General features: G+C 47.6%; 10 protein-coding genes. 4 read left to right on the forward strand and 6 right to left on the reverse strand.

Annotation, left to right across the window (positions count from 1 at the left end):
• Window positions 1–750, reverse strand: coding sequence for an outer membrane lipoprotein-sorting protein (locus VIS94_10375; protein ID HEY9161478.1), 750 nt, complete (start codon window positions 748–750; stop codon window positions 1–3).
• Between the two features lie 153 nt (window positions 751–903).
• On the opposite strand from VIS94_10375, the gene VIS94_10380 reads away from it, so the two are divergent.
• The 3 genes from VIS94_10380 to VIS94_10390 are packed head-to-tail and all read left to right on the forward strand — an operon-like array spanning window position 904 to window position 8,291.
• Window positions 904–3,237 carry a PAS domain S-box protein gene (locus VIS94_10380; protein HEY9161479.1) on the forward strand — a complete coding sequence of 778 codons (2,334 nt, stop codon included), beginning with the start codon at window positions 904–906 and terminating at the stop codon, window positions 3,235–3,237.
• Window positions 3,238–3,266: 29 nt separating this feature from the next.
• Window positions 3,267–5,513: a PAS domain S-box protein gene (locus VIS94_10385; protein ID HEY9161480.1), complete on the forward strand. Its 2,247-nt coding sequence runs from the start codon at window positions 3,267–3,269 to the stop codon at window positions 5,511–5,513.
• 36 nt (window positions 5,514–5,549) lie between these two features.
• Window positions 5,550–8,291 carry a hypothetical protein gene (locus VIS94_10390; GenBank protein ID HEY9161481.1) on the forward strand — a complete coding sequence of 914 codons (2,742 nt, stop codon included), beginning with the start codon at window positions 5,550–5,552 and terminating at the stop codon, window positions 8,289–8,291.
• Between the two features lie 89 nt (window positions 8,292–8,380).
• Here VIS94_10390 and VIS94_10395 read toward each other — a convergent pair whose 3' ends face one another.
• The 3 genes from VIS94_10395 to VIS94_10405 all read right to left on the reverse strand — a co-directional run bounded on the left by VIS94_10395 (window position 8,381) and on the right by VIS94_10405 (window position 13,988).
• Window positions 8,381–10,372 (reverse strand): aldehyde ferredoxin oxidoreductase family protein, encoded by a 1,992-nt coding sequence (locus tag VIS94_10395; protein HEY9161482.1) that lies wholly within the window; start codon window positions 10,370–10,372, stop codon window positions 8,381–8,383.
• Window positions 10,373–10,405: 33 nt separating this feature from the next.
• The gene (locus VIS94_10400; protein HEY9161483.1) at window positions 10,406–11,236 is read right to left on the reverse strand and encodes an SDR family NAD(P)-dependent oxidoreductase; all 831 of its coding nucleotides are present in this window, start codon (window positions 11,234–11,236) and stop codon (window positions 10,406–10,408) included.
• Window positions 11,237–11,771: 535 nt separating this feature from the next.
• A complete protein-coding gene (locus VIS94_10405) occupies window positions 11,772–13,988 on the reverse strand; it encodes a response regulator (GenBank protein ID HEY9161484.1) in 2,217 nt (738 codons plus the stop codon).
• A 167-nt stretch (window positions 13,989–14,155) separates the two neighbouring features.
• Here VIS94_10405 and VIS94_10410 point away from each other — a divergent pair, with 167 nt between their 5' ends.
• The gene (locus VIS94_10410) at window positions 14,156–14,653 is read left to right on the forward strand and encodes an AEC family transporter (protein HEY9161485.1); all 498 of its coding nucleotides are present in this window, start codon (window positions 14,156–14,158) and stop codon (window positions 14,651–14,653) included.
• A 23-nt stretch (window positions 14,654–14,676) separates the two neighbouring features.
• Here the strand turns inward: VIS94_10410 and VIS94_10415 are convergent, their stop codons facing one another.
• Window positions 14,677–15,291 (reverse strand): CDP-alcohol phosphatidyltransferase family protein, encoded by a 615-nt coding sequence (locus tag VIS94_10415; protein HEY9161486.1) that lies wholly within the window; start codon window positions 15,289–15,291, stop codon window positions 14,677–14,679.
• 43 nt (window positions 15,292–15,334) lie between these two features.
• Window positions 15,335–16,360 (reverse strand): hypothetical protein, encoded by a 1,026-nt coding sequence (locus tag VIS94_10420; protein ID HEY9161487.1) that lies wholly within the window; start codon window positions 16,358–16,360, stop codon window positions 15,335–15,337.
• Between the last annotated feature and the right edge of the window lie 34 nt (window positions 16,361–16,394).

A 16,394-nucleotide genomic window follows, 5' to 3' on the forward strand; every position in this document is an offset into this window, starting at 1 on the left:
CTATCTCCTCAGTTCGGCAATGGAAAAAAATCCTTTCTTGAACGAAACATCGAATGTCAGATCGCTGTATATGACCTCGGTATATTCACCGGGCTTATCCAGCGGGGACATTACAATCCTTGTTGGTACCAGCCTTCCCGAGACGGTCTTGTAATCAGAGCAGGTCATTATCCTTACGATTTTTCCATCCTCGTCGTAGTATGTGTTCTTTACGGGCATCCAGTCCGAGGCACGGGCCACAACTACAATTTTTCCCCATACGACCGGGGCATCGGGCTTAGGTGTGAGTGTTATCTCGATAACATCCTCCGAGTCGCGTCTGCCCTGAAAAGTTATCCTGGCATTGTAGTCTTCGGATAGCCTGCTTCCCTTCACGAGGTCGTCATTATTAAAGTGGCTGCCCATCCATGACCCCATCATCATGGCGGAAGTAAGCTTGATCGTCCTGTCCGTCTTGGGAAGATAATTATAAATCTCGTCAAATACCTTAAGGGTGGCAGTTCCCTGCTCCTTCATCGGCAGAATGACCTTCACGAGGGAATAGTCCTTTCCCTGCGAGTACACATCCATTGTAAGGGACCTCTTCCAGTTCGATGTTTTGACATTCATAACCATCTTTCCCTTTGAGGAAGTCCCGCGCCACAGGTCGTCCTGTTTCGCAAGCACTTCATGGGCCTCAGGAGTCTTTGCCCCGAGCATCGCAAAAACAGCAGCCATAACGGCAAACAGACACATCCTTCTCGAATTCATGCATCCTCCGCAGAAAAGATATTCATTCAGTGACAAGTCCTATACCATTTTATTTTTATTAAACGCAGACCTTTTGTAATAATAAATTATTCAAGTCAGTCCACAATATATTCCGATATATAAAAATATTTCGGTTCAAAAAAGGTGAGCGTTATGACCACTTCGAAACGGCTTGAGAATGCCCTTCTTACAGGCAATACCGCTGATGAAGAAGCATCAAAGCTCAAGGCTGCATTCGAGCTCAATCCCGGCGCACTCTCCATATCGACATTCGACGAGGGAGTATTCATAGAGGTCAATGATAATTTCTCACGCATATCAGGCTATGAGAAAAATGAGATCATCGGCAGAAGCGCCTTTGAAATAGGCTTCTGGAAAGATCCTCAGGACGGCCTGCGGTTGAGGAAACTGCTGGAAACAGAAAAAACGGTCCGGAATTTTGAATTCGAGACCAGGAAAAAGAACGGTGAATCCGCCTGGATACTTCTTTCAGGAACGCTTATCAGCTTCGGAGGCAGGCGGTGCATATTCGCTCAGTCTATCGACATTACCGAAAAAATCGTTGCGGAAAAGGCCATTAAGGCCAAGACCGAGGAGCTTGACCAGTTTTTTACAAGTGCACTCGACCTTTTGTGCATTGCGGATACCGACGGCTATTTTATCAGGCTTAATCCGATGTGGTCAGAAGTGCTCGGCTATCCGCTCACCGAACTTGAAGGCAGGCGCTTTCTCGACCTGGTCCACCCGGATGACATTTCATCGACAATGGAAGCAATAAAAAAGCTGGACAGCGGAACCAATGTGCTCAATTTCAGCAACCGCTACCGTGCAATTGACGGCTCCTGGCGATGGCTCGAATGGAGATCCTTTCCGTACGGCAACAAGCTCATATATGCAGCAGCAAGGGATGTGACTGAAAGGATAATGGCGGAAAAGGCTCTCAGAGAAAGCGAGGAAAAGTATCGTATAATATCCGAAAACACGGGCGACGTCATATGGGTGCTCGACCCTTTATCAGCGAAATTCACATATGTCAGTCCTTCGGTAGAACGGCTGAGGGGTTTCACGCCCGAAGAGGTAATGTCCCAGCCACTCGAAAATGCCCTCACGCCCGAATCCTTTACCAGACTTGCCAATGAACTGCCGGGTGCGATTCAGGCTGTCGAATCAGGAGACGAAAAGGCAAGGGTACGTTTCGATTATGTCGACCAGCCGCACAAGAACGGTTCAATCGTAAATACCGAGGTAGTCACCACTTTTCTCACCGGAGACGATGGAAAAGTGATTCATATTGTAGGCGTCTCGAGAGACATAACCGAGCGCAAGGCCAATGAGGAAACTCTGCGTGAAGTCCAGAAACTGGAAAGCCTTGGCGTGCTTGCCGGAGGCATCGCTCATGACTTCAACAACCTGTTGATGGTGATACTCGGGAATATCGACATGAGCCTGATGTCAATACCTGAAAATTCACCTGTGGTTAAAAATCTGAAGGCCGCTGAAAAGGCATGCCAGAGTGCAGCCGACCTGACCAAGCAGATGCTGGCATATGCCGGGAAAGGCCAGTTTTTCCCGCAGGAGATAAGTTTCGAGGACATTATTTCAGAAATTGAAATGGTCATGTCAATTTCCATATCCAGGAAGATCAGCCTCAAATGCAGGATAGATAAAGCTGTTCCCGGCATAATAGCCGACCCGGGACAGATGAAGCAGATGATCATGAATCTTGTAATGAACGCATCCGAGGCGATAGGAGACAGACAGGGGGACATCACTGTTTCCATCGGAATATATGATCCAACGGCAAGCACTTCGAAGAAGGGTACGGTATTCCTCGAGAAAAATCTCATTCCGGGTTCATACGCCTTTATTGAAGTTGCAGATACCGGTGAAGGAATCGATGACAAAAGCATCCCCAAGATATTCGACCCGTTCTTCACCACCAGGTTCACAGGCAGGGGGCTGGGGCTTTCCGCTGTCATGGGCATTGTGAGAAGCCTTAAAGGCGCAGTGAGGGTAGATAGCCAGACAGGCAAAGGCTCTGTATTCACCGTTTACATTCCTGCCGCAACCCCAAGGAAGAATTCCATAAAAACCGGGCCGGAAGTCCAGCGTAAAACTGTCCTTATCGTCGATGATGAGGAGGACGTCGTGAGACTTGGCTCTCAGATGCTTGAAAATCTAGGTTATATAGTAATGGGAGCGAAAAACGGAGCCGAAGCCCTCGAAATTATCAGAAATCATGAGGCAGACGGCACAACCCGGATTTCTGCGATTATCCTTGACATAGGCATGCCGGTCATGAACGGCGAAGAACTTTATGAAGAGCTGATGAAGATGGGCTGTGATATCCCCATATTCATTTCAAGCGGTTATGGTGAAACATACGTCGAAGAACGCTTCAAGGGCAGCAAGGTGGCCGGAATGCTTCATAAGCCCTATAAATTCGAAGCACTCAAAAAAATGCTGGAGGATTATTTTACCATCTGAAGAAGACACTTTGATCCGGAGGCGGCTGAGTGGATGTAAAAACCCTGTTCATACTCAATATCCTGATAGCCTATCTCATGGGCGGCACTATGCTCATCTTCATGCGCCTGCAGAAAACGCACAGGGGGTTCGGCTGGTGGACTGCCACCGCCATCATGGCAGGCGCAGGATACTCTCTTGTACTTGCAAGGATTTTTTTCAAAGGCCCTATAGCTGATTTCCTGACATTCGTTATCGCAAATACGTTTATATCGAGTCTCCTGCTTTTCAGGCTTCAGGGCGCGAGAAGATTTTTCGGACATGGCAGTATATCACCCGCATACCTGATAATTCCTGCCCTGGTTTTCATTTCATATTGTTATTTTGTCTACATTACGCCTGATGTCCCGAAGCGTACGTTTTCATCGAGCCTGTTCATATCGTTATCTGCATTTATTCTGGCAAGAGAGTTCATCATAAACAGAAAATCGGGAAGCACTCTGCTCAATCTGATCATAGCGTCAATGAACATTTTTTTCGGACTGACCTTTTTTTCAAGAGGTTTATATATCCTTATCTCCCGGGATTACCGGTTTTTATCAAACAATCCTTTGGATATGGCGTTCTTCACAATGCTGCCCGTTTTCGAAGTGACATGGAATGTATTTTTCATACTTCTGAACAGTCAGCGGACATATTACGACCTTGATGCGGCAATGAGGGAAAAAGTAAAGGCGGATGAGGCAGCAATAGCCGCAAATACGGCCTACCGTGAAATATTCGATAATGCCAATGACGCCATCTTTATTGACGATATGAATACCGGCTCCATGATTGACGTCAACAAAAAGATGGTTGAAATGTACGGTTACAGCCGTGAAGAGGTCCTTAAAATCGACATAGGAACGTTAAGCTCCGGAGAACCCGGGTATACTCAGGAGGATGCAATCGGTCTGGTTAAAAAAGCGATTGAAGGTCAACCTCAGGTATTCGAGTGGAAAGCCAAAGACAAGAGCGGCCGCATATTCTGGGTAGAAGTCAACTTGAAACGTGTTTCACTGGGTGGCATCGACAGGGTTCTCGCCATAGTCAGGGACATTGACGACAGGAAACGCATCGAGGAGGAACGCAGGAAAAACGATGAAAAACTCCAGCAGGTGCAGAAACTGGAGAGCCTGGGTGTGCTTGCCGGAGGCATTGCGCATGATTTCAACAACCTGCTCATGATCATCCTCGGCAATATCGACATGAGCATGATGTCGGTCCCACCGGATTCCATCGTGGCTAAAAACCTGGAAAACGCTGAGAACGCCTGTATCAACGCAGCCGAACTTACGAGACAGATGCTTGCTTATGCAGGCAAGACACAGTTTGCTGTTCGGGATGTGAACTTGAACGAGATTATTTCAGATATGGACACGGCCGTTTCTGTGGCTGCGTCAAAGAAGGCGGAGATAAGATACTGCCTCTATGAAGAACTCCCTTGCTTTACTGCCGACCCGGGTCAGATAAAACAGCTGTTAATGGCCCTTGTGATGAATGCAGCAGAGGCTGCAGGTGAAAACGAAGGCTTCATAACCGTTAAAACAGGTGTTTGCGTTTATAAAGATATAACATCGGGAAAGAAAAAGATATTCCTTGCTGAGAATCTCAAGGAAGGTGAATACGTATTTCTTGAGGTTTCCGATACGGGTTGCGGAATTGAAGAGGAAATGCTGACGAAGATTTTTGACCCGTTCTTCACGACAAAATTCGTTGGAAGGGGTCTGGGTCTGGCAGCGGCAATGGGAATCATAAAAAGCGTAAACGGCGCAATCAGTGTGGAAAGCAGTCCCGGCAAAGGCTCTGTCTTCACATTCTATTTTCCTGTTTCTGAAATTCGAGAAAAAAAGGAAAACAAACTCCAGCGGAGAAAGACAGTACTTCTTGTTGATGATGAGGACAGTGTCCTTGAAATCGGCGCACAGATGCTTGAAAAGCTCGGATTTGAAACAATCACGGCAAAAAACGGGGCGGAGGCGCTCGATATCGTGAAAGACCGTACCTGTTCCGGCTCCCCCATATCATTCATTATTCTGGATATAGGCATGCCTCTCATGAATGGGGATGAGACGTATGCCGAAATCGTAAAGGTTGATGAGAAAATTCCTGTCTTTATTTCGAGCGGCTATGGAGAAAACGACATAACCAAGCGTTTCAGCGACAAGAAGATCGAGGGTATGCTTCACAAACCCTACAAGCTAGAGGACATGAGGAAACTTTTTAACGGCTTCTCAAACAGTGATGCCGTGAAGTAATGACAAATATCCTGACATTCATACACAGAGGTAATTATGGCCGAAGATTCGCATGAACAGATGGAGGGCCTGGAAGACCGGCATTATTATCATCAGGGAAGAGAACCTAAGGTTGTTTTATTCATAAAAAACGGTTCATATTCAGGGCTCGTTGACAACTACTGGCGGAACGGACTTACGATCAGCCTGTCCGCGGAACTGCCCGTGAACCCGAACGAGACGATAAAAAGCATTTTTTTCGAACAGCTCGGTAAAGACTACATCATCGAAGGGATGCGCGTGCTCAACTATTCATGGAACGGGGCCACAGGGACGGGAACACTCGAGCTATACGCTCCCGATCCGGAAACAGAAAACCTTTTTGAAAAGATTTTCGACGCACTGTTCGAGAAACCCCCCGATGACCCTGTCGACAGGTTTGAAAACAGTAATATGCCGCAATATACCGGCAGGGAGCATTATTCAATGGATGCCATGAAGGCTCGCCTGGAATGGGTCAGGGATGTTTCCGGCGCACAGCTCAAGCACCTGCCAAAAAGCATGTTCACGCCTGAAAACGTGGCGGGAAACATAGAAAACTATATTGGCGCCGTGCAGATTCCGGTCGGCATTGCAGGACCCATAAAGATATCAGGCACCTATACCCACGGCTTCATCCCGGTACCGATAGCTACGACTGAAAGGACTCTAGTCAATTCGATCTGCCGTGGCGCAAAGGCATGCAACGCATCAGGAGGCATCACCACATATGTTACGGGACAGAGCATTTACAGGGTGCCGGTTTTCTTCTGCAGGGACATGTTCGGCGCCATCAATCTTGAGAAATGGATAGTGGCAAATACCGACCTGATAAAGACTGCAGCTGAAAGCATAACCTCGATTGCAAAGATAAAGGATATCAAACCCTACACCTACGGGGATTCGGTTCATGTAAGGTTCACTTATACGACAGGCGATTCATCCGGCTGGAACATGACATCGTCCTGCACCTGGATGGCATGCGAGTTCATAGCAGGTCAGGCCGTGGATAATCCAGCGCTCAAATATGAAGGATACAACCTTGAAAGCAATATGAGCGGCATCAGAAAGGCTAATTTTCAGAGCCTTATCCAGGGCATGGGCGTAAGCGTGATGGCTTCATGTTTTTTGCCGGAGGATATAATAAAAGAGAACCTTCACTGTTCGATAAAGGAATTCATGCGAAGCTACAATGCCTTTGAACTCGGTGAAGTGCAGATCGGTACACTCGGGAGAAACTACAACTTCGCCAGCGCGGTTGCAGGAATATTCACGGCCACAGGTCAGGATATCGCCTGCGTACATGACTCGTCCATCGGAATTTTCCAGGCCAGAGCCGAAGAAGACGGGATCACCTTTTCCGCATATCTGCCGTCGCTTGTAATCGGTACGGTGGGTGGAGGGACAAGGCTTCCGACCCAGCGTGACTGTTTGAAGCTTCTTGCATGCTACGGCGAAGGAAAATCATTCAGGCTTGCTGAAATTATCGCATCGGCCTGTCTGGCTCTGGATATCTCAACAGCGGCATCCATCGCCACAAACGAATTCGGAGGAGTCCAGGAAAAGGGTGAGCCTTCGAGACAGGCAAAATACCTGACACGATCTGATCTGACTCCTGCGTTTTTTTCATCGATGCTGCATGGAAGTGAAACCTCCGTCGAGTCGGTGGAGGAATATCCTTTCGGCTGCAACTCGGCCATAATATCAAATCTTGCCCAGAGCACAATGAACATACAGGGATTGTACAGGTTTGTCCTGAAGCTCAAGGCACCGGAAGGGCCATGCAATGTTCCGGCAGTGCTGAAGGTCAAAACCGCTGATGTAGAGCTCGTCGACATGGCGGTGAATCTTGCCCGTCTGTCAGGGGAAGACCGTCTGCCGGGTCTTATTGAGTCGCATGCCCCGATTTTCGGTTTCGAGAGAAGCCAGGAAAGGGAGGCCAATTTCTACCGGCATGCGAAACCGGAAATCCTGCAGTACTGCCCGAAGATTTACGGCACCATGATCGACCTCAAAAGAAACATCTTTTCCATACTTATGGAAGACCTTTCGGAAATGAGCCATCTTGACACGGTCAATAATATCTCCGCCTGGAGCGAATCCGATATCATTGACGTCATAAACGACATGGCCTGCATGCACAGCATATATCTCGACAGGTTCGGGGACGTTCCGAGGCAGATGCACATCAATATGCTCACACCGGAATACGCCGGCAGCACATCGGAATTTCTCATAGACCTCACACAGTACAATCACAGAAGATACCCCGGCATGATTACCAGGGAAATGGAGCTCTTTTTCACCGACGTCCTGAGGGAAGCGCCATCATTCGCAACCCAGATGAATGAATTTCCATCCACCCTTACGCACAATGATTTCAACATCAGGAATCTGTGCCTCAGACCCCCCGGAAAAGGATCCAGGCCAAGACTGGTTCTATACGACTGGGAACTTTCGGCCTTCCAGAATCCACAGACTGACCTGCTGGAGTTTCTCATTTATACACTGCCCCACGGCACCGGGATCAGCGTTTATGACGTTTTCACCGACAGATACATCGACAGTCTGTCAAGATGCTCCGGCAGGGTTTTTGAAAGAAAAGCCTTCATGCGCATCATGTATCTTAATGCATTGAAGATGGCTGCAATAAGATTCAACCTCTATCTGCTGGCTCATAATGTGGCGCATTTCCCTTTCCTGGAAAGGGTATACGGAAACCTGGCTGATTATATCAAACAGAAAAGAGGAATTGTTTGAACAAACAAGAACATGCGTTTACATAAGTGTGATTTTCTGTGCGGTCAACACCGGCTGCAGGTGTTGACCGCACTTGAAATTATCTCACATCATACACCGAAGAGCTGATCAAGTCCGAGCTCTCTCATTTTTGCCGGTGTCGGTTTTCCCGTATCCTGCTCCCAGCCGACGGACTGGAAGAAGTATCCCTGGAGCATATCTATGTCTACGGTCTTTCCTTTGTTCGGCCCAGATGCCAGCGGCTTCTTACCTATGGCAAGCGCATGCACTTTCTGATCCTGAGGTGTAATTCCTTCGCGCACGTTGAACGCCTTGCGCAGACTCAGTATCCTCTCTCCGGTTTCATAATACTCATCCGCGCTCATTTCCCATCCGGTGACGGCGTTCAGATATTCGAACAGGGGAAGTGCGGATGTAATCCTGCCGAACAGACACATGCCGCATCCGTTCATAAGCTGCATGTAAATGCTTGACGCCGCGTAGAGGTATGCATTCTTCTGATTTTCATTCAGTGCTCGTTTGAGCGCCCTCTGCACCTTGGGCACCATATCCTGCACCCTGAAGAGGTTGGCGTGCATATAACAGCCTATGGTATGGCGGCCCGGAGTCGGTTCGCACTGGTATGCAATCGCATATCCGGCGTCGTTTCTGGGGTCGTGCAGTGGAAGTTCCTGCCCGCCGGCATGTACAGCATAGGCCTCGGAGCCCTTGCCTATCCTTTCGCTGGCCCTTTTCACCCCGTCTGCCAGCAGATCGCCCAGGCCTTCGCGGTTTATGATCATTTCCGTTAGCTTAAGGATCGATTCACCATTGCCCCATTTGAGTGCTATTCCACCGGTATCCTTCACTGACAGAATGCCGTGTTCGAAACAGTCGATTGCAAAAGCGCACGCTGCGCCGGTAGATATTGTATCGATTCCTGCCCTGTTGCACATCTCGTTGAGTTCGATCAGCGTGTCTGAATCGTCAACCAGTGTCAATCCTCCGAAGGCGCCTACAGTCTCATACTCTATCTTGTGTCCTTGTGTCCCTGCGTACCGGCCTTTTTTTATGTCGATTATACCTCCGCATCCCAGCGGGCATCCCTGGCAGGCATACTTTTTCTTCTGCCGCTTAAGGATGCTCTCGTCGGAATTCTTGGCCGCGCTCTTCATCGTATAGTCCGTATATCCTACCCCGCCCCAGTTCTTGATTGGCGTATCGCCTGTCATGAAGGAGTACACAAGGTTCCCGGTCGTACCGTATTTCTTGAGTATCTCGCGCACCATGGACGGGTGGGCAGGAACGGACATCCCTGTCCAGTAGATCATTTTAGTGACGATGTTATTGAGCAGTCGCAGCGATATGCGGTCAGCCAGCTTGGACTGTTTGAATTCCTTCATATATTCAGAGTTTATCGCCTTGAGTTTTTCCGGATAGGCCACAGGCACTTTCTTGTTTCCGCGCACTGCAACAGCCTTGAGCTTCTTGCTGCCCATGACGGCGCCGAGCCCTGACCGCGCCGCAATCCTGCCTCCGTCGTGAACTACACCGGCCAACCTTGAAAGACGTTCGCCGCTCTGGCCTATACAAGCTACTTGAACCTTTTTGTCGCCAAGAATCTCTCTAATTGACTCTTCAGTCTCTATTGCATCTTTTCCCCAGAGAGATCCTGCGTCCTTGATCTCTATACCCGATTCGGTAATCAGTACCCATACCGGTTTTTCAGCCGCACCGGTAAAAAATACCGCATCATATCCGGCCGCCTTCAGTTCCTTCGACAGGAATCCGCCTGAATTGGCGTCCCCCCATCCGCCGGTGAGAGGCGATTTGCCGACCACCATAAAACGTCCGGCAAAGAAACATCCCGTCCCGGTCAGCAGTCCCGTACAAATTCCCACATGGCTTTCCGGAGAAAGGGCATCGATCCCCGCAGGCTGACGTTCCGTGATCACGGCAGCTCCAAGTCCGTATCCTCCCAGATACTTCCTGTAAAAATCATCTCCGGGTTCTACGACTTCCGTCTTGCCGGTCGTCAGATTGATTATGCAATACTTACCGACATAACCGCCTTTGGGAACCGTGTTTCTATTTGTTTCCATAAAAGTCTCCTTTCATCCTTGTAATATACAGCCTTATTCCTGAATTCCCATATGTTTCAGGAACAGGAAATCCACAATTTTCTGAGGCAGACTGGACATGATCGCCAGATTGATCGTATCCTTCCGGGTTATCTGATTATGCAGTTTCGGATTCGGAGACTCAACAACCTCTGCTATCCTTTGAGCGGCCTGAAACGGTGTCGGTGCGCTTTTCAATATCTCGCTGTTCTTGGTGGAGAATTTGACCACCCTCTCATAATAAGGCGAGTCCTTTGGCGGCCTCGTATGGCTCTTTGCCGCAAACTGGGAAGAAACCTGACTCGGTTCCACTAGAGCTACTTTTATCCCGAAAGGCTCGACCTCATATCTCAGAGAACATACCAGTCCTTCGACGGCATATTTCGCCGCCGAATATATCGATTCGAATGGAAACGGCATGCGGCCTACCATGGAGGCCATAACAACAAGCTTGCCTGCCCTGTTTTTCCTCATGGAAGGAATGAATGCCTGGAGCAAGGCGGCCGCACCGAATACGTTTATCTCGAAATTCCTGACCGCCTTTTCAAGATCGACCTCTTCAAAGGGTCCGAAAAACCCCACTCCGACATTGGAAAGCACGGTGTCCACATGGCCGAATTCCTTGAGAACTTCATCCCTGAACCTGAAGATGCCTGGACGATCGGTTATGTCAAGCGGGACAAGATAATGCTGGACGCCTTTTCCGCCGAGTTCTTTTTTTAGTGACTCAAGTCCATCCTTATCCATGTCGAATCCTGCGATAGACATTCCCTTACCGGCAAGGATTTTTGCAACCTCACGACCCATACCCTGCGCCAGTCCGCTTATCACCACTACCTGATTCATATATCCTCCTTAATAGGAACTTCGTTCTCATTTGATCCTTTATTGAAAGCCAATATTTATTATTTGGAATTGAATGTAATTTGACCATAAACCTGAAATACCCGGATGATCCGACTCCTTATTGCTTATAAGTCCTTCAGCCTTAAAGGTTTTCAGATTGGAATAAAACCGGGCATGGTTAATTGGCCAGACAGGTTTGAATGACCTTTCAATCCGCTTTTTAATCTCACACACGTGTATGCCCCTGCAATGAAACAAACCGGATATCGCATGTCCAACCGCCATATATAAAGGCCTCCAAACATGGTATATATATTTTATATATATCTAATGTATATATGTCAACTTTGAATTATTCCTGTTGGGTGTTGGCTGTATAGATGAAGATAATTTGATTAATTAGTCGATATCACGGACTTTTCGAATCAATGTTATGATTTGGATTCTCCACAAAAAAAATTTCCTTATGAATCTTAATCAGGCTCAGGTTTTACGAATCTTCGTATCATTTTCTATCACGCAATCATTTTAATCTTCATGCATATTGTTCCTCTGCAAGAACCTTCTTTAACATTCCGGCAAGATTATCAATCTTGTATGGCTTCTGGATAAAACCGGAAAGGCCGTATTCCGGAAAACGATGCACTACATCGTGCTCGCTGAAGCCGCTGCTTACTATGACCTTCACTTCGGGTTTAACGAGCTTCATTTCACGGTAGGCCTCATCTCCGCCCATATGGGGCATTGTCAGGTCAAGAATTACACAGACGATCTCATCCTTGAATGCATTGAACACATCGAGGGCTTCCTTGCCGTCGGCAGCCAGAACAACGTCGAATTCCATGCCTTCGAGTATCTGGCGGCCCAGAGATCTTATGGGCTCCTCATCATCAACCAGCAGTATGGTACCGCTTCCTTTCCAGTCAGCATCATGAACATTAACTTCCTCCGGTAAAAAATCTTCATAATGCACCGGAATCGGCAGCAGCACCTTGAAAACCGTTCCCTTGCCGGGCTCGGTCAAGACCGACAAACCTCCGTTGTGGCTTTTTATAATCCCCTGCACGGCTGAAAGGCCCAGCCCCCTGCCTGTAAATTTTGTTGTGAAAAACGGATCGAATATCTTCGAAAGTGTCTCATGATCCATTCCGCAGCCGGTGTCCGCGACTTCAAGATACACATAATGCCCTTCCGGGAGATCACCGTTCATCCTGTTTTCAATCATGAAACTGCCGTCGCATTCGATTATTCCGGTGGATATATTGATAACCCCGCTTTTATCGCCCACGGCTTCGGATGCGTTGATTACAAGGTTCATAATTATCTGCTGCATCTGTGCTACATCAATCTCTACAAGGGGCAGCCCCTTTGCCAGATTATAATTCAAAACAGCTTTCTTTGATATCGACACATCAAGTATGCCGGTCATTTCCCTTACCAATTCCGAGATATCGACAGGCTTGACCACGAACAGGCCTTTCCCTGAATATGCAAGCATCTGCCTGCAGATTTCGGCTGCTCTTATAGATGCCTTATTTATATTTTCCAGCCGCAGCCTCAAGGTTGACGATTCAGGAGCTTCATCAAGGGCAAGCTCCGTATTGCCGAGAATGGCTGTAAGTATATTGTTGAAGTCATGTGCTATTCCCCCGGCAAGAATTCCTATGGATTCAAGCTTCTGGGAATGGTGAAGCTGCAGTTCGAAGCGTTTCTGCTCTTCCTGAGCATTCTTTATTCCGGTGATATCGGCAATCGTGGCAAGGATATTGGTATTGCCGTTGATGGTCATCACCTCAGCTGAATAAAGGCCGGTGATGGTCTCCCCCGTTTCCTTCCTGAACTGAAATTCCCTGCTGCTTATTCTTTTGTTTGCCGCCAGGTCTTCAATAACAGAGGATCGCTCATCCATATTCACCCAGAGCTTGATTTCAAGAGTCGTCTTTCCGATAACATCCTCGCGGTTGAATCCTGTAATATTGATGAACCCTTCATTGACATCCAGAATACGCCCGTCATTGAAATCGGTAAGCATGATTGCATATGGTGACGATCTGAAAACTGTTTCAAACTTGTCTTCGCTTTCCCTGAGTTCATTCAGAGTACGCTGCGAATTGACGAACAGAAGGCTTATGCCGAGCCCTATATTGAAAACAGGGGTGGTAAAGAACAGGATGATATTGAAAAAAACAGGGTCCAGCATTCTGTATTCGGGCATGAACAACCAGAAGGTGGAACGTAAAAGCAGCACAAATCCCCATGCAAGATTGATCAACCCCACAGCAATATACAGTATGTTCCTTTTTCCGCTCCATCGGAAAAACACGGCCGAGGTGAAAGCAAAAACAAAGAACATCACAGCAGAAAAGACAAGGTTTCTCACTGCAACCGCATCATTCCAGATAAGGAAGTAGCTCATGACAGCCAGCGTGACTGCGGGAAGCAGATAAAAGGACTTCCAGAGCTTTTTTGCGAGGACGAATCTGAATGTGCCGTCGAGCCTTATAACGATTGCGAGTATCAGCAGAAAGTTCTGCAGGAAAAAAAATTCAAAGGAAAGAAACCTGTTTGATTCAACATCCGGAATACCCCTTGCAGCCATTGACAGGTATGCAAGAAATAATACCAGTGATCCTGCCTGCCAGTGACCGAAACCATAATAGGTTTTCTGGGTCTTTTCATAAAATATGAACATCAGCCATATGCTGAAACTGACAACAGCTTCACTCATAATCAGGGTGTTGATATCAATCATAAATGCTCCTTATCGTGCCCGATTACTTTGTCATCTTCCCAACAAATAACATTTAAAAAACAATGTTCTGGCAAACCGGATTCCTCCGTAAGCTTTCGAAACAGATATCGGCTATCCGGATGAAAATATTTAAATAATTTTTCACCTCCTGAAAGGTTTCATTAGCCATGTATTCCGGCGGATCGTTCAAGGAGGAAAGGGATTTCGTAGAGGTTATAAGGAATTATTTCACTTCAACGATATTCATCGCTGTTGTTTCCGCAATGATCCTGTCGAAAATCGATATTCCCGAAGATCATTTTACAGCCACAATCCAGGAGGAATTAAAAACGGTTCAGTGCTCGCTGGCAGTGATCTCGGCCATAATTCTCGGGCAGCAGCTTTCTTTCCAGCCGATGAAGGGGTTATGGGCGCTTATCACCTTTTCCATTTTCATCCAGATGCTGTTCCAGGTATGTTTCTGCAGTGCTGTTTCAAACATCCCGGGAGTCAATCATGTGAACAGGGATATCCTTGTCCTCTCAAGCGCCATGCCTGCAGCCCTTCCTGGCCCGGTTTTCGCAACTCAATATGACTGCGCGGCCAGGACGGCAACCCTGCTGACGTTCACCCACATCGTCATCAGCCCGGTTGTCGTTCCGGTTGTCTTTACTTTGTTCCCATAAGACGTGTAATTGCGGCTGCTGTGTTATCCCGCAGGCTTCATTATCCAGAAAACAGAAACAATAACGGCAAGGGCCGGGAATATCACATAGAAAATACCCTTCGGCTTCGGGAACGGAACCTTAAGCAGAAACAGAACGCCCACAGCCGCATATGAGGCGCGGACCGTCCAGATGTATGAAGGTCCGGAAAGCATAAACTTCACAGAAAAGACAAGCGGGAATATCATTGCCGAGAATGTGACTGGCAGGCCGGTATAAAACTTGACCGGCCCTTCCCCGATAAGACCTGAGATATTGAAATGTCCGAGCCTCATGGCTGCGGCACAGCAGTAAGCTGTCAACAATATATGATCAACAGGCGAATTGAACCCAGAGTGAAGTGCGATCATGGCGGGTGCCGCACCGAAATTGACAATATCGTTTATCGAGTCGATCTCTGCACCGAATGCCTTTTCCTGTTCGTTCAAATCGAACCTGCGTGCTATGAAACCGTCGAACAGATCGGATATGCCGGCCCATATCAGGCAGACAAGGGCATATCCTATATAACCGTTAAATGAAAAAATGCATGACGCCATACCGAAAATGAGCGCCAGAAAAGAAACAGCAGTAGGAATGTTATAGACTCCCAGAAACATAGTCTTACCCCTTCGGCAAGCCCGCTATAAAGAAGCTTTAGATTCAAATTATCCCTTGCTCGTAAAGTTCGCTTTTCAGATAGGCATAGTAAATCGGCGCGGCGATAACTCCCGGGATGCCGAAAGCGGCTTCCATGAATATCATGGTAACAAGCAGTTCCCAAGCCTTTGAATTGATCTGGGAACCCACAATCTTCGCATTCAGAAAATATTCCAGCTTATGTATTAAGATCAGAAATATTAGTGAAGATACGGCAATTCCCGGAGATATGCTCAAGCTGACTACAACTATGACCGTATTCGAAATAAGGTTTCCTATTATCGGTATCAGGCCCACAAGAAAGGTCAGGGCAATCAGGGTCTTGGCAAAAGGAAGGTGAATGCCCAGAAGCGGCAATGCAACTTCTATATAAAACCACGTAAAGAATGTATTCAGCGCCGAAATTCTCACCTGGGCAAAAACTATGCGCCTGAATGCCATATGAAACATGTAGACCCTCTTGCTCAGGGCCAATGTGAAAGGCTTTTCAGCAGGGTCATGAGTGACTTCACTCAAAGAAACGATGACGCCTATTATCATGCCGATGAGGATCATGGTCACCCCGCGCGCCGCCTGTTTACCTGCCATCGGCAACTCATAGGCATGCTGGTTCAGCCAGGCTATTGCAGACTCTTTCATTCCTTCAGCATCCTGGGGGATATATGCCATCAGCCAGTCAGGGATAAGCCTGTGCGAACCGCCGATGATCTCTGCCATCTTTCTGAACAGATTGGAGACATTATCCGAACCGCTCCTTAAAAACGATATGGCGCCCCATGAAACGCTTATAAGAATTGCGATCACGACAACGGAGATAGCCGCAACAACAACGGCTTTTGCACGCGAGCTTCCAAGATACCTTCCTGTTACATACGGGGAAAGGCTGTGGACGATTTCATAAACCAGGAAACCGGAAATAAGTGCGCCTAGCAGATGAAGCTTGAGCACAAGTATAAGCATTAAACATGCAAGTATCCACGCGATTATATCGCTTGCTGCAATACGTCCGGTTTTTTCAGTATCAGTCATTAAATAAAGTCCTGTCCCGTTTTCTGGCATTCTT

The organism is Desulfomonilia bacterium, from assembly GCA_036567785.1.
Lineage (GTDB): Bacteria > Desulfobacterota > Desulfomonilia > UBA1062 > UBA1062 > DATCTV01.